Origin of the sequence: Shewanella oncorhynchi, from assembly GCF_012584455.1 — a bacterium.
GTDB lineage: Bacteria > Pseudomonadota > Gammaproteobacteria > Enterobacterales > Shewanellaceae > Shewanella > Shewanella oncorhynchi.
Map to the genome: position 1 here is coordinate 387,755 of NZ_JABAEB010000004.1, position 20,756 is coordinate 408,510.

A 20,756-nucleotide genomic window follows, 5' to 3' on the forward strand; every position below is an offset into this window, starting at 1 on the left:
ATATCAGTCAAGCACAGATATTTCACGGCTGAGCCATTCAACCTAAGTTAATCCATCAAACAACAAAAAAGGCGCACTCGGCGCCTTTTATTCGTTAATTCAAATAATTAACTTATTCCCATTCGATAGTCGCTGGCGGCTTGCCAGAGATATCGTAAACTACGCGGGAAATGCCATCGACTTCGTTGATGATGCGGTTTGATACGCGGCCTAAGAAATCATAGGGTAGATGTGCCCAATGGGCCGTCATAAAATCGATTGTTTCGACGGCGCGCAATGACACCACCCAATCGTATTTACGGCCATCACCCATCACGCCAACAGAGCGTACTGGTAAGAACACAGTAAAGGCTTGACTGACTTTATTGTATAAGTCGGCTTTATGCAGTTCTTCGATGAAGATAGCATCGGCGCGGCGCAGCAAGTCACAGTATTCTTTTTTCACTTCACCTAATACGCGCACACCAAGACCTGGTCCTGGGAACGGGTGACGATATAGCATGTTGTATGGTAGGCCTAACTCAAGACCAATTTTACGCACTTCATCTTTGAACAGTTCACGCAGAGGCTCGACTAAACCGAGCGCCATATCGGCTGGCAAACCGCCAACGTTATGGTGAGATTTAATCACATGGGCTTTGCCTGTGGCACTGCCGGCAGATTCAATCACGTCTGGATAAATCGTGCCTTGCGCTAACCATTTGGCATTGGCGCATTTTTTCGATTCTTCATCGAAAATTTCCACGAATACACGGCCGATGATCTTACGCTTAGCCTCTGGATCGGCTTCGCCTTTCATCGCATCGAGGAAACGGTTTTCCGCATCAACGTGGATGATATTCAGGCCGAAATGATCGCCAAACATTTCCATCACTTGCTCGGCTTCGTTCAAACGTAATAAACCGTTATCAACGAATACGCAGGTCAGTTTTTTGCCGATAGCGCGGTGTAGCAGCATAGCCACAACCGAAGAATCAACACCGCCCGATAATCCTAAAATCACTTCATCATCACCGATTTGCTTCTTCAAGCGCTCAATCGCATCTTCGATGATAGAGGAAGGTTTCCAGTTGGCTGCACAGCCACAAATGTCTAAGGCAAAGTGCGATAACATGCGCATACCTTGGCGAGTGTGGGTCACTTCTGGGTGGAACTGTACGCCGAAGAATTGCTTCTCTTCGTTTGCCATAGCGGCAAATGGGCAAGTGTCCGTTTTAGCGACCGCCACAAACCCTTCAGGAATAGCCGACACTTTATCGCCGTGGCTCATCCATACGTCGAGTAAGGGTTTGCCGTCACTGCTAACCGCATCTTCGATGCCTTTGAATAGCAATGAATCTGTCAGCATTTCAATTTGAGCGTAGCCGAATTCACCTTCGCCCACACCTTGGATCACTTTACCGCCCAGCTGCTCAGACATAGTCTGCATGCCGTAACAAATGCCCAGTACCGGCACTCCTGCGGTAAAGACGTATTCAGGCGCACGCGGCGAGTTTTCAGCCGTGACACTTTCTGGTCCGCCCGCAAGAATAATGCCGTTCGGAGCAAATTCGCGGATTTGGGCTTCGGTGACATCCCAAGCCCATAATTCGCAGTAAACGCCGATTTCACGGATACGACGGGCAATCAGTTGAGTGTACTGGGATCCAAAATCGAGGATCAGTATCTTGTGCTCATGAATATCGCTCATGGGTAACCTTTATCTCATCTATTGTTTTAACATTGCTCAACGCGGCGAGAGCCAGCCTTGAGTATTGGATCACACGCTTTACAAAGGGGCGGCTTATTGCCGCCCCTCTTATCAAACGATTAAGAACCTGAACGGTAGTTCGGCGCTTCTTTAGTGATAGTCACATCGTGTACGTGGGACTCGCCCATGCCTGCTGAAGTCACTTTCACAAATTGGGCTTTTTCATTCAGCTCTAGAATGGTGGCACACCCTGTTAAGCCCATGCATGAACGCAGACCGCCCATATGTTGATGGATGATTTCCTTCAACTTGCCTTTATAAGGCACGCGCGCCTCTACACCTTCTGGGACTAACTTATCGGCAGCATTATCTGATTGGAAATAACGGTCAGATGAGCCTTGAGACATAGCGCCTAATGACCCCATACCACGGTAGGATTTATACGCACGGCCTTGATATAACTCAGTTTCGCCCGGTGCTTCCTCAGTTCCCGCAAACATTGAGCCCGCCATGATGCAAGATGCACCCGCGGCTAATGCTTTGGCTAAATCACCAGAGAAACGAATGCCGCCATCGGCAATCACAGGAATACCTAAGCTTTTCATGGCTTCAGCAGCATCGGAAACGGCCGTAATTTGTGGTACGCCAACACCTGTCACGATACGAGTCGTACAGATAGAACCAGGGCCAATACCCACTTTAACTGCGTTAACACCCGCTTCGACTAAGGCTAATGCACCTTCAGCCGTGGCAACGTTACCACCGATAATTTGCAAATCAGGATGTTTAGCGCGAGTTTCACGAATGCGTTGTAAAACGCCTTCGGAATGACCGTGGGAAGAATCGATAAGTAAAACGTCAACACCGGCTTTAACCAGAGCCTCAACACGCTCTTCATTACCAGCGCCCGCACCTACGGCGGCGCCAACACGTAAACGGCCTAATTCATCTTTACAGGCGTTAGGTTTACGTTCGGCTTTCTCGAAGTCTTTAACAGTGATGAGGCCTTTCAGCTTATAGTTATCATCAACCACAAGCACTTTTTCGATACGGTGTGAGTGCATCAACTTTTGCACTTCATCTAATTTAGTGCCTTCGGCAACTGTGACTAAACGCGCTTTAGGCGTCATCACTTCTTCTACCGTCTTGCTCCAATCCGTCACGAAACGTACGTCACGGCCAGTAATGATACCGACCAGCTCGTTGGCTTCGTTGACCACGGGATAACCCGCAAAACCATTCTTCAGTGTTAACACTTTCAGATCGGCTAAAGTCGTTGATGGGGTCACAGTTACAGGTTGTTGAACCACGCCCGCTTCGTAAATTTTTACTTTACGAACTTCTTCGGCTTGTTTTTCAATGCTCATGTTTTTATGAATAAAGCCTAAGCCGCCTTCCTGCGCCATAGCGATCGCAAGACGAGCTTCGGTAACTGTGTCCATAGCGGCAGACACAAGTGGGATATTCAATTCAATGGTATTGGTCAGGCGAGTTTTAAGAATGGCGGTATTTGGGAGTACAGTCGAATGCGCAGGAACAAGCAACACATCGTCAAAAGTAAGCGCTTCTTTAATTAAACGTAGCATATGCAACATCTCCCCAGTTGAGTAGGATTTAGAGGTGAAATATTGCGGCGGGATTATACCTTGCATATCTCCACTGGTAAATGGAAAATAGTAAATATCCCCATTTTATTGAGTTATTCGATGCAAGGCACCAAAAACAACATTTATACTGTCTCGCGGCTCAATGGTGAAGTCAGACAAATTCTCGAGGGGCAACTGGGTAAAATTTGGCTCAATGGCGAAATATCCAACTTTTCCTCCCCCAGCTCAGGGCATTGGTATCTCACTTTAAAAGACCACTCTTCGCAGATCCGTTGCGCCATGTTTAAAGGCCGTAACCAAACGGTCAGCTTTAAGCCCATCAATGGTCAGCAAGTGCTGGTCAAAGGCGCGATCAGCGTTTATGAACCCAGAGGCGACTATCAATTATTAATTGAGTCCATGTTACCCGCAGGAGATGGATTACTCGCCCAGCAGTTCGATGCACTCAAGATGAAGCTCGCCGCCGAAGGCTTATTTGCCGCCGATACCAAAAGATTGCTACCCAAAAATATTCAACGGATTGGCGTTATTACATCACCTACGGGTGCAGCGATCCGCGACGTTTTACATGTATTGGCAAGGCGCGATCCTTCGATTGAAGTCATTATCTATCCGACTCAAGTTCAGGGCGAAACCGCGGCGCAGAGTATTTGTCAGGCAATCAATATAGCCAACCAGCGTTTAGAAGTAGATGTATTACTGCTCACCCGTGGCGGCGGTTCGCTTGAGGATTTGTGGTGTTTTAACAGCGAAGCCCTCGCCCACACAATTTATAACAGCGCCCTACCCATTGTCAGCGCCGTCGGCCACGAGGTCGATACAACCATCAGTGATTATGTTGCCGATATCCGCGCCCCAACACCGTCTGCGGGCGCGGAGCTATTATCACAAGACAGTGATAATAAGGCGCAAAAACTCGCCACAGCCTTATCGCGCCTGCAACAAAGCGCGAAACATTATCAGCTTAAACAAGAAAGACGACTTAGTTTGCTAGAGCACAGACTGCAACGCCAAGACCCTAAACGGACTTTGCAGCAGTTCGAACAAAGATTCGATGAGATGCAATTACGACTAGAGTCCGCGCTGTCGAATCGCTTGCATCTACTCAGCCGCCGTCAGCAGTTGCTCGCAAGCCGCCTTGAACAGCAATCTCCCAAGCATAAACTCGCCATTGAGGGTAACCGCTTAAGTTATCTTGCGAGCCGCTTACAGGATGCATTGCAGGACAAACTCAGCCAAAGTGAACAGCGGATAAAATACGCGGCCCATCAACTCGAAACCGTCAGTCCGCTTGCCACTTTAAGCCGTGGTTACAGCATTACCACTGACATCCACAATCAAGTGGTCGACTCTGCTGATAAACTGGCCATAGGTGATAGTTTGCAGACCCGCTTGCGCCATGGACAAGTGATATCAACCGTCACTCAAATAAAACCGCTCGAATAAATCTACATGACGCTGAAATAGTCTTAAAACACAAAAGGAACCCTAAGGTTCCTTTTGTTTCAAATGTGTCTGGTAAAAAACACTATTTGGTTTTTCTGTCTTTAATATGGCTTTGTGCGCGCTTGCGGCGGCGCTCTTGGCTCATAGTCAATTTTTCAGTCTTGTTTTCAAATGGGTTATCACCCTCTTGGAAACGCAGCTGGATTGGCGTACCTACGACTTTCAATGAACGACGGAAGTAGTTCATCATGTAGCGTTTGTACGAGTCAGGCAGTCTACTCACTTGGTTACCGTGAATGACCACTATTGGCGGATTGTAACCACCGGCGTGAGCGTATTTAAGCTTCACACGGCGGCCATTCACTAATGGTGGCTGGTGATCGTCCTGCGACATTTGCATAATACGGGTCAGCATAGAAGTGCTGACGCGGCGTGTGGCACTGTCGTAAGCTTCTTCAATCGATTCAAATAAATGGCCAACACCGGTACCGTGCAGCGCCGAAATAAAGTGAATACGGGCAAAGTCGATAAAACCAAGACGACGGTCAAGCTCACTCTTCACGCGATCTTTAATGCCTTGGTCGATACCATCCCACTTGTTGACAGCAATAACCAAAGCGCGACCCGCATTGAGTGCGAAACCTAACAGACCTAAATCTTGTTCGGCGATACCTTCACGGGCATCGATGATAAGCAACACCACGTTAGCATCTTCAACCGCTTTCAAGGTCTTGATCACTGAGAATTTCTCAATGACTTGATGTACTTTACTGCGGCGACGAACACCCGCGGTATCGATAATCACGTACTCGCGACCTTCACGTTCCATTGGAATGTAAATACTGTCACGGGTCGTGCCGGGCTCATCAAATACCACAACGCGCTCTTCACCTAGAATACGGTTAGTCAGGGTTGACTTACCTACGTTAGGTTTACCTATGATCGCCAGCTTGATAGGCAAATCTTGCAGACGCTTTTGCTCAGCTTCCGCTTCTTCTTCGGTATATTCACGCTCTTCAGTAACTTCGTCTTCACCTTGACGCACAATGCCCATCGCTTCGGCATAAGGGGTCAGCGCGTATTCGATCATATTGGTCACGCCACGTCCTTGGGACGCCGCCATTTGGTAAACTTCACCTAGACCTAAAGACCAAAACTCGGCACAAGCTGAATCGGCATCAATACCGTCAACTTTGTTAGCAACCACAAAGGTGGTTTTTTGACGGCTACGTAAGTGCTGTGCAATCGACAGATCCGCAGCGGTTAAACCCGCGCGCGCATCGGTCATAAATAGAACGACATCGGCTTCTTCAATGGCGGCAAGGGATTGCTCAGCCATTTTCGTCTCGATCCCTTCTTCAGTGCCATCGATACCACCGGTATCGACCACAATGAACTCATAGCCGGATAAGAATGCTCGACCATATTTACGGTCACGTGTTAGGCCAGGAAAGTCAGCAACCAGCGCATCACGCGTGCGCGTAAGACGATTAAATAGGGTGGATTTACCGACGTTCGGCCGACCAACAAGGGCCACTACAGGGATCATGATTTTGCCTCTAAAAAACTTTTCAATAAAAAGCCCCCGGAACACACTTCCAGGGGCTCAGCAAGGATAACACTTTTAACTATTGAAGTGTTACAACAGCCAACTTTCCGCTGCGACCTTGAACATAGATTTTATCATCCACCACTAACGGCTGGCTGTATAATCCTGAGCTGTCCACTTGGACACGACCCACAATCGTCCCTGTACTGCGATCGATGAAGTGCAAATAACCTTCGAAATCACCCACAACTAAATAGTCTTTATATACAGCCGGAGATGTCAGAGTGCGGTTAGCTAACTCAGAATTACTCCACAGTTCCAAACCGTTACGTTTATCAACTGAGTAGATACGGCTGTGATCGTCAACTAAGTACAAGCTTAGGCCCGCTGATGCTAACTCGTTAAAGCTAGAATACTTACGTGTCCACACAACTCGACCCGTGCGCAGTTCCATCGACACTAAGTTACCGTTGTAGCTCACTGCATATAAGTTGTCGCCAAGGATCAAGGGGGTCATATCCACGTCGGCCATACGCGTAAACTCGTTACCGCCCGTTGGATTGTAAATCGCCTGTTCCCACGCAGCTTGACCATTGTTTTTAATCACAACAGCCACTTTGCCATCGGCGGTACCTATGAAGAAACCACCCGCTTCGTAAGCTGCAGAACCTGTACCGCGCAGGGTCAGATTCGGCAATTGCATTTCATACACCCACAGCTTAGCGCCAGTATCGACGTTAAACGCTTCGAGTGAACCAGAGCTGGTACTGACCACCACGACGTCATCGGCCACTGTGGGAGCTGACAGTAATTCACCGCCCGCAACGACATGCCATAACACTTGACCATCTTCAGCGTTCAGTGCAGCAAGCAGCCCACTTTCACCACCTAAAAAGACTTTATTACGCGCAGCAGTCACACCAGCAGCAATACGCGCACCTTTATTTTTAGCTAAAGCGTTATCACGAAACTCTTCGCTGAAATCTTTAGTCCAAACGCGCTCGCCAGTGGCCTCATCGAAGGCAACCACTTCACCATAACGGTCGGCGGCAAAAATTTTTCCATAACTAACGGCGGGGGCGAGGCGAGAATAATAATCACCAACACCATTGCCGACAGAGGCGCTCCAACTCACTTCAGGAAACACTGTCGCCTGAATGGCAGTTAACTCACTTACCGGTTCTTCTTCGACATCGCTCGACGAACAGGCGGATAACATGGCCAGACTTAATCCAGCGGCTAGCAGGTTTTTGCACCAAGACTTCATCAAGGGATCCCTTATGCCTGATTTAGGCTATCAAGTTTGATTTTAAGCGCAGGGCTTGTCACCACACCACCATTGTCCATGGCAGCTTGATAAGCTGTTTTTGCCTTCTCAACTTCACCTTGACGTACTAAGAAATCACCTTTCAACTCATCGCGCTGAGCGAAGAAAGCTTTATCTGTTACTTGATCTAAGGTCGCTAGAGCTGCATCAATTTGACCTTGCTCTGCTTGTACACGTGCTAAACGCAAAGTCGCAATCACATCTAAACCAGCACCGGGTTTAGCCGCAATCACCTTGTTCAAAGCATCAATCGCTTTTGGATAATCCTTCGCTTCTACCGCAGTTTTGGCCACGATCAGTTCTAACAAGGCTTGATAGCCCTTTTGATCGTGATTTTTAGAAAACTCGGCGACACCCGCAAGCATAGCGGCTTCATCGGCAGATTTAGTGGTCAAATTTTGGAACGCTTTTGAAGCTTCTTCCGCTTGCGCCACTTTAACGTCAGAATAATAATTCCACGCATATAGGCCGCCTAAACCCACTACGGCACCGATTAAAATTGAATTTCCGTAATCTTTCCAGAACTGCTTGATAGCATCAACTTGTTGTTCTTCTGTGCTATAAATTTCCACGCGCACGTCCCCTTTATTTGATCAGTTCAGCCAAAAATGCGCCTAAGGCACTTCGAGCTACCCGTTGTTGTTCGATGTCATTGCGTAAATGTTTAACCGTAACCATACCTTCGGCAAGTTCATCTTCACCTATCAGTAGTGCCACACTCGCACCGCTTTTGTCGGCACGCTTCATTTGTTTCTTCACGTTACCGCCGCCACAGTGACTCATCACTTTAAGGTTTGGCAGTGCGTTACGTAATTCCTGCGCGACCTTGATGGCTTCGACCAGACAGCTATCACCCATGGCCGTGACATACACATCCACTTCTGGCGGAATATCTTTGGTCAGCTCTAAGGTTTCAAGCAGCAAGACAATGCGCTCTAAGCCCATAGCAAAACCGACCGCTGGAGTATCTTTACCACCTAACTGGGCGACTAAACCATCGTAGCGACCACCCGCAAGTACAGTACCTTGTGAGCCTAAACTAGATGTAACCCATTCAAATACAGTACGATTATAGTAATCTAAACCACGTACTAGACGCGGATTAATGGTGTATTTGATACCCACAGCATCAAGTAGTTCACGCAATTGTGAAAAATGTGTCTTTGATTCTTCACCGAGAAAATCCATTAACTCAGGTGCATCAACCAATATGGCTTGGACATTTTGATCTTTTGAATCCAATACTCGCAGCGGATTGCTGTACATGCGACGCTTACTGTCTTCATCGAGCGCATCTTTATGCAGCTCTAAAAACGCTATTAAGGCATCACGATAAACAGCGCGCTCAGCAGGATCACCTAAGGTATTTAGCTCTAACGAGACGTGCTCGCTAATACCGAGTTTTTCCCACAGACGTGCCGATAGCATCAAGACTTCAGCATCAATATCAGCCGAGCCAATGCCATACACTTCAACGCCAAATTGGTTAAACTGACGATAACGGCCTTTTTGTGGACGTTCGTGGCGGAACATAGGACCCATATACCAAAGACGTTGCTCTTGGTTATATAGCAGACCGTTTTCGTTACCTGCACGCACTGTCGACGCGGTACCTTCAGGGCGTAGCGTTAAGCTGTCACCGTTATTATCTGCGAAGGTATACATTTCTTTTTCAACAATATCAGTCACTTCACCGATAGAGCGTTTAAAAAGATCGGTATTTTCCACTATTGGAGTGCGGATTTCGCTGTAACCGTAAGCACTGACGCTCGAACGTAGTACCGCTTCCACTTTTTGCCATAGAGGACTTTGAGTTGGCAGAATGTCATTCATTCCGCGAATCGCTTGGATCTGTTTTGCCACTGTATCGACTCGTCCGATTTCGCTAAATTAATAAAAATGTCACGCATTATAGGCTTTTGAGCGTAAAACGTAAAACGACCCCGTCGGTTTCGGGGCCTAGCTCAACATCATTAGGCGTAATCTATGCCCAAATGCGGGTACATATTACTCAGTTGTGTCTTTGATTTGAATACGGTTCGCCATTTGAGTGGCTTTTGCGCGAATTTTCGCTTCGAGGGAATCGACAATGTTGTCGTTGTCAAAACGTTCTTTTTGACGTTCACCCTCATCATAGTAACCGCTCTTATTGTGCCCACCAGTTAAACCGATGTGCGACACTAAGGCTTCACCTGGGCCGTTAACTACGCAGCCGATAATAGACACATCCATGGCGGTAGTCACGTCTTCGAGGCGACGCTCTAACTCATTGACTGTACTGATCACATCGAACTCTTGACGAGAACAAGATGGACAGGCAATGAAATTAATGCCACGGCTACGAATACGCAGCGACTTTAAAATGTCAAAACCGACTTTGATTTCTTCGACCGGATCAGCGGCCAAGGAAATACGTAGTGTATCACCTATGCCTTCGGCCAATAACATACCTAAGCCTACGGCCGATTTCACTGAACCCGCGCGCGCGCCACCGGCTTCTGTAATGCCTAAATGCAGGGGTTGACGAATTTGTTTTGCTAATAAACGGTAAGATTCGACCGCTAAAAATACATCGGAGGCTTTAACGCTGACCTTAAACTGGTCAAAGTTCAATCTGTCCAGAATATCCACATGGCGCATAGCTGATTCAAGCAAGGCTTCAGGTGTGGGTTCTTTGTACTTGTCCATTAGATCTTTTTCTAATGACCCACCATTCACACCAATACGGATGGGAATATTATGGTCACGGGCACATTCCACCACGCTACGAATACGCTCTTCATTGCCTATATTGCCCGGATTGATTCGAAGGCAATCGACACCGTACTCGGCAACTTTTAGAGCAATGCGATAATCAAAATGAATGTCGGCCACTAAAGGAACATTGACCGCTTGCTTAATGAGCTTAAAGGCTTCAGCCGCATCCATAGTGGGTACAGAGATACGCACTATATCGGCACCGACTTTCTCTAAGGCACGAATTTGAGCAATTGTCGCTTCAACATCTGTGGTCTTAGTATTGGTCATTGACTGAACAGCAATCGGCGCCCCATCACCAATCGGTACATTACCCACATAAATGCGGGTGGAAGGACGTCTTTTTATGGGAGTTTCATTATACATGCTTAATACGCTCTATTTCGGTACGTGCTGCAGATCATTACGCGGTCGTTAGGCTTTAGGCAAGGTTAAACGCGCGACTCGTCCCTTGGGGAAATCCGCTAGGCTAACAATTTGACCATCTAAGCTTAAGGTCGCTACATGGGGTGCACCTAAAATGACTTTAAACGGTGGCACACCGCTCACTTGCACTGTTGCGCCAGCGCCTTTAACACCATCGACTAACGCTTTACCTTTAGCATCAACAATGTTTATCCAGCAATCACCCGTCAACTGGACATCTATAATCGATTGTCCTGCAACAGCAACCAAAGTACTTGCTGCAGTGGCAGTGGTCGTTGATGTTGTGGTCGGTGAAGGCGTTGCACTAACAGGCTGTTGGACTACAGGAGCTGTCGTTTGCGGAACCGATGGCGTTGTGGCTGCGATTGCTGAACCGCCATCTTCATTACTCGTATCAACGGTCTGAGGATAATTATTGTCCGTTGGTCCTGTGCTGACATCAATAGTGCTTGCATCAGTATCTTTAATTGGACCATCGATAGACATTGAGCCGTTTGCGGCAATCTCAGTCAAACGAGGACTGGCATCCGTTTCGGTCAATAACACATCACCTGGCAGCGTCTGATTCGCTGCTGCGACCTCTTCAGCCGTGGGTTGCGACACATCAATAGTGCTTAGCAAGGTCGTTTTTTGCATCCACCAGACGACTAACGAACCGAGTAACACTATGACGATAAAAATACTCAGCCAAGTTAAACGTGTATCGCGAGCTTGATATGTGGTTTTGCGTGAAAAACTTTGCATTGCAGGCTCAGTCACGACTGGCACTTGCTGCACAAGACAAGCTTCAATCAAAGCCGCATCGGCACTAACCATACGCGCGTAGTTTTTCACATAGCCACGTACATAAGTCGATGAGGCAATATTTGTAAAATTGTCAGCTTCAATATCTTCAATAATACGAGGACGTAGATGCAGCTTTACAGCAGCATCTTGAATACTAAGGCCCATTTTTTCGCGGGCGGCTTTTAATAAAGTACCAAGCGTGACATCTAGCGCGACTGATTGCGGTGCTACCGACTCAACTGGCGCATTGGTTTCATGATCTTTCATTGATGCAAATTAACTCTGTATTGCTTGGCCTGAGGTGATGCTGGGAATTTGGCAAGCAATAAAATACCAAATCTCTTCACAGCGGCATCATCATTCACTGCCTGCTCTATTTTGATCCCGAGCGCTAAACTTTCTGGAGTTTGCTCAGCCACTTGGTGATAGCGCGCTAATTGGTTTCGCGCCTGAATAAAATCACCTTGATCGACTTCTAACTCTGCCAACTCCAGTAATGACACCGAGCGTCTCGGGTCATACTTTAACGCCATCTGAAAATACTGTCGTGCCTTTTCTGCTTGTCCTGCTTCGCGACTACAAAGACCTAAGTTCTCATAGCTTGAGGCAGTGCGCGTATATTTGGGCATTTCAATTGCGGCCAAAAACATTTTTTCAGCTTTGTTGTATTGCTTTTGTTGGCACAAAAACACCCCGAAATTATTCATGGAATCGCCAGAGGCGTCCTTAGTACTAATGGCATTCATGTACGACTCTTCGGTACGCACTAAATCGCCCACGGTTTGATAGTAATAAGCCAGAGCGGTATGCACATCTTCGAGCTCTGGAGCATATTCTAATGCTTTATCAAGATTGTATTTGGCTTGTTCCGTGCTACCTCGATTTAAATAGGTTAAACCGAGCTGCATCCGCTCCCTTGCGGCGGCGACTTTGTCTAACTTTCGTTCCGAAACAGGAATATCTGTCCCAGTATAAGTACGCTCAGTGACGCATCCTGTCATCAATAATGACAGGCTTAAAATCAATGAAAACCTTGGCAATCCATGCTTCATGGGCAAGCCTATAAATCTGTGCAAACAAAGAGTTAATTCATTGTGACTGAAATCTGGTTTTCTTGCATGCGTTTTTTCGCTAAACGTTTCGTTCTGTCGCGAATATCACCAGCTAACTGACCGCAAGCGGCATCAATGTCATCTCCACGGGTTTTACGTACGATGACAGTAAAACCGTATTCCATAAGAACCTTAGAAAAACGGTCGATACGTGAATTAGATGAGCGGCCATAAGGCGAGCCAGGATACGGATTAAATGGGATCAGATTCACCTTACAAGGTGTATCTTTCATTAACTTAGCTAACTCATGGGCTTGATCTGTGCTGTCGTTGATATGATCTAGCATCACATATTCAACTGTCACGCGGCCGCGGTTAGCATTTGATTTAGCAATATAGCGACGAATACCCGCTAAAAACTCATCCAGCGGATACTTTTTATTGATCGGGACCAGAATGTCACGCAACTCATCATTGGGTGCATGAATACTGACAGCAAGTGCCACATCGATGGCATCGCCCAGTTTATCTAACGCTGGCACTACGCCTGAGGTTGATAAAGTCACGCGGCGCTTTGATAAACTAAAACCAAAATCATCGAGCATGATGTCCATCGCAGGGATCACATTGGCTAAATTGAGTAATGGCTCACCCATGCCCATCATCACGACGTTAGTGATCGGACGCTCGCCCGTGTCTTTTGCAAATCCTAAAAAGTGCGACACGCGCCAGATTTGGCCGACGATTTCAGAAACCGTTAAGTTACGGTTAAAACCTTGCTGACCCGTCGAGCAGAAAGTACATTCCAGCGCACAGCCAACCTGTGAAGATACACACAAGGTCGCACGATCATCCTCAGGAATATAAACCGTTTCCACTTCTTGGCCTTGGCCAACATTAATTGCAAATTTTATCGTACCATCGGTCGATTTTTGGAAACTCGAAATTTCTGGTGCAACGATCTCGCAGCGGGCCGCCAACTTTTGACGTAACACTTTGTTGATGTTGGTCATCTCTTCGAAGTCACTGACACCGAAATGATATAGCCATTTCATGAGCTGATCGGCACGAAAGGGTTTTTCACCCATTTCCGCAAATAATGCGCGCATCGCCTTACGATCAAGGTCTAATAAATTGATCTTCTTTTCACTCATATAGCTAACCTCAACACCAAAAACCGGATCCTGCAACAGGGCGGCGAATTATACAGACGCAAATAAATTTTAGCCAGTAACTCAATTCACCTATGATAGAATCTCCACGGGCTAATATTGGCCTAAAATACGGAGTTGTAATTCCACCTATATGTTAACCCTCATCATTATAGTGCTTGTCGCTGTCGCTGTTTCTTTTCTGTGCAGTGTGTTCGAAGCTGTTCTGTTATCGGTTACCCCAAGTTATATCGCATCACTCGAACAAACTGACAGTGCCGCAGCCGCGCGCTTACGTAGATTGAAAGAGAATGTCGAAGCCCCTTTGGTGTCAATCCTTACCCTAAATACTATCGCTCATACCGTCGGTGCCGCCGTTGCAGGTGCGCAAGCGGCTAAAGTATTTGGTGACGATATGTTAGGTGTTTTCTCGGGCGTATTAACCTTTATTATCCTGTTTTTCTCAGAAATCATTCCTAAATCATTGGGTGCAAACCATTGGCGTCGCCTCGCACCGAGTGTTTCTGTTGCCGTGCTGTGGATGAAACGTACCACTAAACCGCTGATCTGGATGTCACAGCAAGTCACTCGCCTAATGGGCAAAGGTGATGAAGGCCACTACATACGCCAAGAGATGAGTGCTATGGCCAAAATTGGCCATGAATCCGGTGAGCTTGATGAGCAAGAGTCAAAAATTTTGACGCAAATGCTGAAGGTGCGAGATATGCCAGTCACGGCGATTATGACGCCGCGCACTGTGATGTTTTCTTTGCCCATAGATCTCACCCAAAATGAGTTTGTGCGCCAATACCGCGACAAGCCTTTTACCCGAATTCCAGTTTACGACCAAGATCATGATGATGTGATTGGTTACATTACCCGCACCGATGTATTGCTAGCAGAGCGTTACACGCCAGAAGCACCGATTGGTGAACTTAAACGGAGTTTATTTGTGGTGCCTGAAACCGCAAAAATTCTGCCACTTTTTGAGCGTATGATTAAACGTAACACCCAAATTGCGATGGTGGTCGACGAGTACGGCAGTAGCCAAGGTATCGTAACTCAAGAAGATATCATCGAATCTATGTTAGGATTAGAGATTGTCGATCTAAACGACCCCGCGACCGATATGCAGCAATTGGCACGTAAACTTTGGACTAAGCGCATGAAGCAAAAAGGCATTCGCCTATCCGATGACGGTGATTTTGAAGCCGCATCCGATGATGACGAAGCCAAATCCGGCTGAAGGCTAACCAAGTTTAGTGCTTGTTAATATAAAGGGAGCCTAGCTCCCTTTATTCTTTTAGAATGCAGATAACTCAGAACCCTCTGAAACTCGCATTTTCAGGTTGCTTGGGTATATACTCACCCGCCGTAATAGAGGTAAGTTATGACACAGAGCTACACACTCTCACTCGCGCACATTAATGACACCCATTCGAATTTTGAACCCTGCCGCGTCCAATTTAGCCTTAACATAGGCCAACATAAGCTAGATGTGACCAGCCATAGCGGTGGTTATGCCCGCATCGGCCATCACATCACAAAAGCGCGTCACACCGCTGCACAAACTAATACGCCTTTTATTTTCCTGCATGGTGGTGACAGCTTCCAGGGCACGCTGTATTTCAGCCATTTTAAAGGTAAGGCCAACGCCCACTTACTCAATCTGTTGGCACCTGATGCTATGGTCATTGGCAACCACGATATTGATGAAGGTAACGCCAGACTTGCCGAGTTTGCCAAGCAAATTGATTTCCCATTGCTTGCGGGCAATATGGATTTAAGCCAAGAAGATCTCAACAAACCCGGTTGTCTGCGAGGTTTGCCTAATATCTTGGATTATGATCATGAGCAAAAACACGCGAAATACCTGCTTAAGCCCTTCCACAATAAGACATTAGCCATTGTCGGTATTACCTTAGATCAGATGAAAGAGATCGCTCGTCCCGATCCCGACACCCATTTTGTCGATGCTATCGCCACTACTGCGCGCACGGTTGAGCACCTTAAAAATCAAGGTATTAAGCATATTATCGTGCTCAGTCACTTAGGCTTAGATCAGGATAAACGCCTCGCGGCCGAAGTCGATGGTATTAGCCTTATCGTCGGCGGTCACACGCATACGCTACAGGGGGATTTTCGCGCCTTAGGTTTGAGCAACCTGCCCTACGGTGAAGTTATTAATAACACACCCATAGTGCATGCGGGTAAATATGCCGAAGTCGTCGGCTTAGCCGAGATAACGTTTGACGCTGATGGGAAAGTGCTGAATTTAAAGGGCGGCAACTATTTCATGCTGGATCAACACTTTATCTTAAGTGCTAACACGGCAGTCGATAACCAAGATTACCAAGCTGTGCGCCAGCAGCTTAATCAGCATCCGAATATCTTTTGGGATGATGCCGATGCCGATATCGATGGCGTGATCCGAGACATCTACAAACCCGCTATCGCAGAGATGGAAAACAAAGTGTTAGCACTGGTGCCGAAGAACTTAGTCCATACCCGCTTACCCTCTAAAGCCCTGCCCCACGGCAGTGAAATAGCACCTTGGGTGAGTCGCAGCATGTTCCAAGAAGCCAAACTGGTCGACCCAAGAGTGAACTTTGCTCTGCATAATGCTGGCGGTGTGCGCCAATCGGTGGCCCAAGGACAATTGACACTAGCCGATGTAATGGGGCAATTACTCCCCTTCGAATTACCATTAGTTAAGTATGAAATTCAAGGTCAGTTTCTCTATCAAGCGCTCGAATCGGCGATTAACGCGGCAACCAACAACAGTGTCCGTGGCACAGGTGCGGGTAGCTTCCCCTACACTTACGGCCTACGGTATTACTACGATGGCCGCCGTCCACTGGGCGAGCGTTTATTTAGATTGGAGATGATGCAGCAAGACAGCCAATCACTATGGTATCCCGTTGAACCTGAGTCACTTTACGTAGGGGTTTCAACATCTTACACCGCTGCAGGTAAAGAAGGTTATTCTCCATTGCTGCAAGCCCGCTGGCAGGAGTCGATGGAGTCACTGACTTTGCCACAGGCCTTTATTCGATTCTTGAATCGCTCACCGAATTTGTCTGATTTATTGTCACAGCATGTGCATTACACCAGCCACAGCCAACGTATAGGTTAGGCGCTATGCTCCTCATGGCGTAAACATTAATGCTGTGAGGAGCAAAGTGAGTGGCAACTTACAAAGCACTAAACAAACCTGAGCTTAAAATTGCCAATCACATTGCGGTAAACGCGCAGTAAACCAATCCTGCGCCTTGCCTTCAGCATATTTACGCCATGCCATAAACACAGCTTGCGTTGGGCGCGGCATTTCCACATGACAAGCCACTAGGCTTCCCGCCGCCAACGCATCTAAGATCAAGTGCTTTGGAATGTAACCCACACCTAATCCCAATTGCTGCGCCTTAATTTTGGTCTGCATATTCGGCACACGGATCACTTGGCGACTATCAAATAAACCACTTGATCGCTGTGCTAGGGCAGTCGAACTATCTGCTACCACAATAGAAGGAAATTGCAGCAATGCCTCGGTCGGAATTGGACCTGCATGTTGCGCCAATGGGTGCGCGGGATTTAAAGCAAATACAAACTCCAACTCCCCAATTTCAACCACATGATATTGGCCTTTGGGCAACTCCCCTGTTACGCCGATAGCGATATCGGCACGGCCAGAATAGAGCGCATCCCAGCCACCACCTAAGGACTCTTCGCTGATATTCACAGTCACTTGCTTACCCAGCTCAGTAAACTCACCAATCAACTGCAGCAGGGGTAAATCCGGCACCACTGTATCTATAGCTAAGGTCAATGAAGACTCCCAGCCTGTCTCGAGTTGACGCACCGCCTCTTCGAGCCTTGATGTTGCCGCAAGGATTTCTCGGCCTTGGCGCAGCACAAGTTGACCGACTAAGGTCAGCTCGGCGCGCTGGCCCTTACGTTCAAATAATTTTGTGCCTAAATCGCTTTCCAGTTTCTGCACTGTGTAGGTCAGTGCCGACGGCACCCGAAACAAGGACTCGGCCGCTGCGGAAAAACTGCCTTTCTTATCAATGGCATCGAGCACGATTAATCCATCGAGACTAATAGATGGCAACATATAAACCTTATATTCAAATTATTTGAAATAGACATTGAAAATGTTCCGATTTTCTTTGCCAAAGGTCAAGTCTACACTGCTTAGCAATGGAGAAGTTCTTCGGAACTGCAGCCAAACTGACTTAAGACTGAGTGAACAATACCCTTAACTATTCGTTAAATAATTTGAAATGAGGAATATCCCATGAAAGCACTGATCACAAAAACACTGAAATCAGCCCCGAGTTTTGCCCCACTGGCACTGCGCATTCCTATCGGGATCATCTTAATCGCCCATGGTTCACAAAAACTGTTTGGCTGGTTTGGCGGTTACGGCTTAGAAGGCACCGGACAATGGATGGCATCCATTGGTTTGACACCAGGTTACTTAATGGCATTGATGGCAGGTTCAAGTGAATTCTTCGGCGGCCTGTTCCTATTGCTCGGCCTGCTGACTCGCCCAACGGCCCTCGTATTGTCATTCACTATGGTTGTGGCGATTTTCTCGGTACATATAGGCAACGGTCTGTTCCTTGCCAATAACGGTTACGAATTTGGTCTCGCCCTATTAGCAGCCACAGTCTCATTGACGGTATCTGGTGCTGGCAAATTCGCTGTAGATAACCTATTCGCTAACCGCATCAAATAAAGGGGAAAGCAAGATGATCACATTAAGAAAAGCACAAGATCGCGGTCAAGCAGACTTAGGCTGGCTAAAGAGTCAACATACCTTCTCTTTCTCTAGCTATTATGACCCAGAGCACATGGGGATATCATCCCTAAGAGTCATCAACGATGACAGAGTGGCACACGGCGCAGGTTTTGATACCCATGGTCATAAAGACATGGAGATCATCAGTTACGTGATATCCGGCACTATCGCTCACAAGGATAGCTTCGGCAATATCAAAACCTTACCCGCAGGAGAGTTTCAATTGATGTCCGCAGGTAAAGGCATTTACCACAGCGAGTTTAATGCCTCTAAAACTGAGCCGCTGCACTTTTTACAGATTTGGATCCGCCCAGATACTTTAGGCATAGATGCGGGTTATCAGCAAAAGGCATTCGAGCAAAGCTCACCACTGACGGCCGTGGTGACACCAAACGGTGAAAATGGCACGCTCAAAGTGCAACAGGATGCGACCCTATATCGTTTAGTGTTGAGTGAAGGCGAAAAAGTAACGATGGACAGAAGCGCCGCTCAAGCAAATCGTCATCTGTATGTTCAATTGATTGAAGGTACGTTGGATATCAATGGCACAACACTCACGGCTGGGGACGGCGCACATCTGACACAACTCGCGAGTGTCGACTTTACTGCAACAAGCGGCCCAGTTACCGCATTAGTGTTCGACTTGTCGCCTAACGCGTAATACAAATGATTTAACAAAGCGATTAAATAATGCGGCTTCACTATTTATTAGTGATTAGCAAACTACCAAGCAAACGATTGAGTAAGTGATTAGATGCCAGCTTAATAAGCACTCACCTAGAAGCACTGCCACAAGTCATCTTTGGCAGTGTTTTTTATTGGCGCTTCTATGGCGATGCGATAAGGCGATGTGATAAAGCCGTGCTAACGGCTTCGTTTAGCTAACCAGATCAGCACCTTGATAAGCTGAGTTAGAGGGCGAGCGTCATGCTGAAGTTAACCAACACTTGAGCTTGGTCCTGTGCTTTATCCGTCGCATTCAAAAAACGCTTATGTTCATTACGACGAATACTGCGAAATCCCTGTTTCTCAAAAAAAGGTCGCGCGAGATAGGATGCTTCAACCGTTAATCGTTTCAGCGCTAAGATTTTAACTTCTTCAAACAACGCAAAATACAAAGAGGTAGCCACCCCAGAACGGGCATATTCTGGATGAACAAACAAGCATTCCACTTCGGCAGCGGCTTCAACATCACTGTCGGCGCCTATCTTAAGATTGATAAAACCCACCAGCATATTATCGGTTTCGGCAACCCAAATAGTGGTTCCCTGTAAGCGTTCAAGCCAATAACTCTCGCTGCGGGTCTCACCTTCGATATAAGCCCATGCGGAGCGTTCGGCGAAGGAGTAAAACTCGCCAGAGCCTTGCATTACACTCGCCTCAAAGATTGCCGCCAACTGCGAGACATCCGATGGCGTAAATAGTCGAATCTTCATTCTCTGCCCTCCATCTTGAATCATTAATTGACTTAGATTAACCGAATTCTAATTTAAGCTAAACAGTGCTGATTAAGTTAAATAGTGTCACTAAACGGCGTTAAGCTAATGTTTTACTGTGGAATACCTTACATCACTTTCTAGCTGAAACCATAATAAACGCGCGTTAAATATTCTTTCCTATATTCTTTTCCATATAGAAACTGGGGATCACTTGCCCAAGTTTTTGCTGATAACTGCGCTGTATTTGAATAAATCCCATCCGAGTAAACAACCCTTTAGAGAGATAAGATGCGTCCAAGCTCAAGCGCACATAGCCTTGTGCCTTAGCCCAAGCTTCTAAAACAAGATAAGCGCGCTCACCTAATCCCTGCCCTTGATAATCTGGATGTATATATAAACTATCTAAGTAACCTTGGCGGGGGAAATGGGTTTCGACATTGATAAAACCGCAACAAACTGAAGAAGCAGTCGCTTCATCTATGGCTAAAACCACCCACGCCTTCGAGCGGCTTAACCGTAAATGCCAATGTTTAGCCGATCTTGGCGCCGCAGACCAAGCCATAAGCTGCGCCTGCGAATAACGAACATGGGTAATGCTGTGCACGCAAAGGTGAAATAACTCACTCACTTCACGTGCATAACATGATTGATAAGGCTGGATCTCGAACTGTTCAAACGCCATCACTTGAGTGATCCCCTACTGAGTAATAACGGCTAGAAAA

Annotated in this window: 18 protein-coding genes; 5 read left to right on the forward strand and 13 right to left on the reverse strand. The window is 47.0% G+C overall.

Annotated elements, in window-relative coordinates; genetic code table 11:
* Positions 1 to 112: 112 nt before the first annotated feature.
* Together guaA and guaB are read right to left on the reverse strand one after the other, a co-directional pair.
* Positions 113 to 1,690 (reverse strand): glutamine-hydrolyzing GMP synthase, encoded by a 1,578-nt coding sequence (guaA, locus tag HGO26_RS08430; RefSeq protein ID WP_028761248.1) that lies wholly within the window; start codon positions 1,688 to 1,690, stop codon positions 113 to 115.
* A gap of 119 nt (positions 1,691 to 1,809) precedes the next feature.
* Positions 1,810 to 3,276, reverse strand: coding sequence for an IMP dehydrogenase (gene guaB / locus HGO26_RS08435; protein WP_168824620.1), 1,467 nt, complete (start codon positions 3,274 to 3,276; stop codon positions 1,810 to 1,812).
* Positions 3,277 to 3,396: 120 nt separating this feature from the next.
* Between guaB and xseA the strand changes: the two genes are divergently transcribed.
* Positions 3,397 to 4,743 (forward strand): exodeoxyribonuclease VII large subunit, encoded by a 1,347-nt coding sequence (gene xseA, locus HGO26_RS08440; protein ID WP_168824523.1) that lies wholly within the window; start codon positions 3,397 to 3,399, stop codon positions 4,741 to 4,743.
* A gap of 82 nt (positions 4,744 to 4,825) precedes the next feature.
* Here xseA and der read toward each other — a convergent pair whose 3' ends face one another.
* The 8 genes from der to rlmN all read right to left on the reverse strand — a co-directional run bounded on the left by der (position 4,826) and on the right by rlmN (position 13,794).
* Positions 4,826 to 6,292 (reverse strand): ribosome biogenesis GTPase Der, encoded by a 1,467-nt coding sequence (der, locus tag HGO26_RS08445; protein ID WP_105251897.1) that lies wholly within the window; start codon positions 6,290 to 6,292, stop codon positions 4,826 to 4,828.
* 79 nt (positions 6,293 to 6,371) lie between these two features.
* On the reverse strand, positions 6,372 to 7,559 hold the full coding sequence (bamB, locus tag HGO26_RS08450) for an outer membrane protein assembly factor BamB (protein ID WP_168824525.1): 1,188 nt from the start codon (positions 7,557 to 7,559) through the stop codon (positions 6,372 to 6,374).
* 11 nt (positions 7,560 to 7,570) lie between these two features.
* On the reverse strand, positions 7,571 to 8,191 hold the full coding sequence (locus tag HGO26_RS08455) for a tetratricopeptide repeat protein (RefSeq protein ID WP_168824527.1): 621 nt from the start codon (positions 8,189 to 8,191) through the stop codon (positions 7,571 to 7,573).
* A gap of 13 nt (positions 8,192 to 8,204) precedes the next feature.
* Complete coding sequence (hisS, locus tag HGO26_RS08460; protein ID WP_028761252.1) at positions 8,205 to 9,482, reverse strand: histidine--tRNA ligase; 1,278 nt, start codon at positions 9,480 to 9,482, stop codon at positions 8,205 to 8,207.
* Positions 9,483 to 9,626: 144 nt separating this feature from the next.
* The gene (ispG, locus tag HGO26_RS08465; protein WP_168824529.1) at positions 9,627 to 10,742 is read right to left on the reverse strand and encodes a flavodoxin-dependent (E)-4-hydroxy-3-methylbut-2-enyl-diphosphate synthase; all 1,116 of its coding nucleotides are present in this window, start codon (positions 10,740 to 10,742) and stop codon (positions 9,627 to 9,629) included.
* A gap of 48 nt (positions 10,743 to 10,790) precedes the next feature.
* On the reverse strand, positions 10,791 to 11,855 hold the full coding sequence (locus HGO26_RS08470; RefSeq protein WP_168824531.1) for a RodZ domain-containing protein: 1,065 nt from the start codon (positions 11,853 to 11,855) through the stop codon (positions 10,791 to 10,793).
* Positions 11,852 to 12,640, reverse strand: coding sequence for a type IV pilus biogenesis/stability protein PilW (gene pilW / locus HGO26_RS08475; protein ID WP_028761255.1), 789 nt, complete (start codon positions 12,638 to 12,640; stop codon positions 11,852 to 11,854). The genes HGO26_RS08470 and pilW overlap by 4 nt, the downstream gene beginning before the upstream one ends.
* A 32-nt stretch (positions 12,641 to 12,672) precedes the next feature.
* Positions 12,673 to 13,794 carry a dual-specificity RNA methyltransferase RlmN gene (rlmN, locus tag HGO26_RS08480; RefSeq protein WP_028761256.1) on the reverse strand — a complete coding sequence of 374 codons (1,122 nt, stop codon included), beginning with the start codon at positions 13,792 to 13,794 and terminating at the stop codon, positions 12,673 to 12,675.
* A 151-nt stretch (positions 13,795 to 13,945) separates the two neighbouring features.
* Between rlmN and HGO26_RS08485 the strand changes: the two genes are divergently transcribed.
* Together HGO26_RS08485 and HGO26_RS08490 are read left to right on the forward strand one after the other, a co-directional pair.
* Positions 13,946 to 15,037: a CNNM domain-containing protein gene (locus HGO26_RS08485; RefSeq protein ID WP_028761257.1), complete on the forward strand. Its 1,092-nt coding sequence runs from the start codon at positions 13,946 to 13,948 to the stop codon at positions 15,035 to 15,037.
* Positions 15,038 to 15,181: 144 nt separating this feature from the next.
* On the forward strand, positions 15,182 to 16,927 hold the full coding sequence (locus tag HGO26_RS08490) for a bifunctional metallophosphatase/5'-nucleotidase (protein WP_168824533.1): 1,746 nt from the start codon (positions 15,182 to 15,184) through the stop codon (positions 16,925 to 16,927).
* An 84-nt stretch (positions 16,928 to 17,011) separates the two neighbouring features.
* Here HGO26_RS08490 and HGO26_RS08495 read toward each other — a convergent pair whose 3' ends face one another.
* Positions 17,012 to 17,905, reverse strand: coding sequence for a LysR family transcriptional regulator (locus HGO26_RS08495; protein WP_168824535.1), 894 nt, complete (start codon positions 17,903 to 17,905; stop codon positions 17,012 to 17,014).
* Positions 17,906 to 18,088: 183 nt separating this feature from the next.
* Between HGO26_RS08495 and HGO26_RS08500 the strand changes: the two genes are divergently transcribed.
* Both HGO26_RS08500 and HGO26_RS08505 read left to right on the forward strand, forming a co-directional pair.
* A complete protein-coding gene (locus HGO26_RS08500) occupies positions 18,089 to 18,532 on the forward strand; it encodes a DoxX family protein (RefSeq protein WP_028761260.1) in 444 nt (147 codons plus the stop codon).
* A 13-nt stretch (positions 18,533 to 18,545) separates the two neighbouring features.
* Positions 18,546 to 19,256 carry a pirin family protein gene (locus tag HGO26_RS08505; RefSeq protein ID WP_168824537.1) on the forward strand — a complete coding sequence of 237 codons (711 nt, stop codon included), beginning with the start codon at positions 18,546 to 18,548 and terminating at the stop codon, positions 19,254 to 19,256.
* A 250-nt stretch (positions 19,257 to 19,506) separates the two neighbouring features.
* On the opposite strand, the gene HGO26_RS08510 is transcribed toward HGO26_RS08505, so the two are convergent.
* Both HGO26_RS08510 and HGO26_RS08515 read right to left on the reverse strand, forming a co-directional pair.
* Entirely contained in the window at positions 19,507 to 20,031 is a 525-nt protein-coding gene (locus tag HGO26_RS08510; RefSeq protein ID WP_168824539.1) for a GNAT family N-acetyltransferase, read from the reverse strand.
* Positions 20,032 to 20,197: 166 nt separating this feature from the next.
* Complete coding sequence (locus tag HGO26_RS08515; RefSeq protein ID WP_168824541.1) at positions 20,198 to 20,719, reverse strand: GNAT family N-acetyltransferase; 522 nt, start codon at positions 20,717 to 20,719, stop codon at positions 20,198 to 20,200.
* Between the last annotated feature and the right edge of the window lie 37 nt (positions 20,720 to 20,756).

Excerpts from the sequence above, each read along its gene's own strand:
- HGO26_RS08500 (WP_028761260.1), top strand. The coding sequence starts at position 18,089 with ATGAAAGCACTGATCACAAAAACACTGAAATCAGCCCCGAGTTTTGCC.
- ispG (WP_168824529.1), bottom strand. The coding sequence starts at position 10,742 with ATGTATAATGAAACTCCCATAAAAAGACGTCCTTCCACCCGCATTTAT.
- HGO26_RS08485 (WP_028761257.1), top strand. The coding sequence starts at position 13,946 with ATGTTAACCCTCATCATTATAGTGCTTGTCGCTGTCGCTGTTTCTTTT.
- HGO26_RS08470 (WP_168824531.1), bottom strand. The coding sequence starts at position 11,855 with ATGAAAGATCATGAAACCAATGCGCCAGTTGAGTCGGTAGCACCGCAA.
- HGO26_RS08505 (WP_168824537.1), top strand. The coding sequence starts at position 18,546 with ATGATCACATTAAGAAAAGCACAAGATCGCGGTCAAGCAGACTTAGGC.
- bamB (WP_168824525.1), bottom strand. The coding sequence starts at position 7,559 with ATGAAGTCTTGGTGCAAAAACCTGCTAGCCGCTGGATTAAGTCTGGCC.
- xseA (WP_168824523.1), top strand. The coding sequence starts at position 3,397 with ATGCAAGGCACCAAAAACAACATTTATACTGTCTCGCGGCTCAATGGT.
- rlmN (WP_028761256.1), bottom strand. The coding sequence starts at position 13,794 with ATGAGTGAAAAGAAGATCAATTTATTAGACCTTGATCGTAAGGCGATG.
- guaB (WP_168824620.1), bottom strand. The coding sequence starts at position 3,276 with ATGCTACGTTTAATTAAAGAAGCGCTTACTTTTGACGATGTGTTGCTT.
- guaA (WP_028761248.1), bottom strand. The coding sequence starts at position 1,690 with ATGAGCGATATTCATGAGCACAAGATACTGATCCTCGATTTTGGATCC.
- HGO26_RS08490 (WP_168824533.1), top strand. The coding sequence starts at position 15,182 with ATGACACAGAGCTACACACTCTCACTCGCGCACATTAATGACACCCAT.
- der (WP_105251897.1), bottom strand. The coding sequence starts at position 6,292 with ATGATCCCTGTAGTGGCCCTTGTTGGTCGGCCGAACGTCGGTAAATCC.
- HGO26_RS08495 (WP_168824535.1), bottom strand. The coding sequence starts at position 17,905 with ATGTTGCCATCTATTAGTCTCGATGGATTAATCGTGCTCGATGCCATT.
- pilW (WP_028761255.1), bottom strand. The coding sequence starts at position 12,640 with ATGAAGCATGGATTGCCAAGGTTTTCATTGATTTTAAGCCTGTCATTA.
- HGO26_RS08510 (WP_168824539.1), bottom strand. The coding sequence starts at position 20,031 with ATGAAGATTCGACTATTTACGCCATCGGATGTCTCGCAGTTGGCGGCA.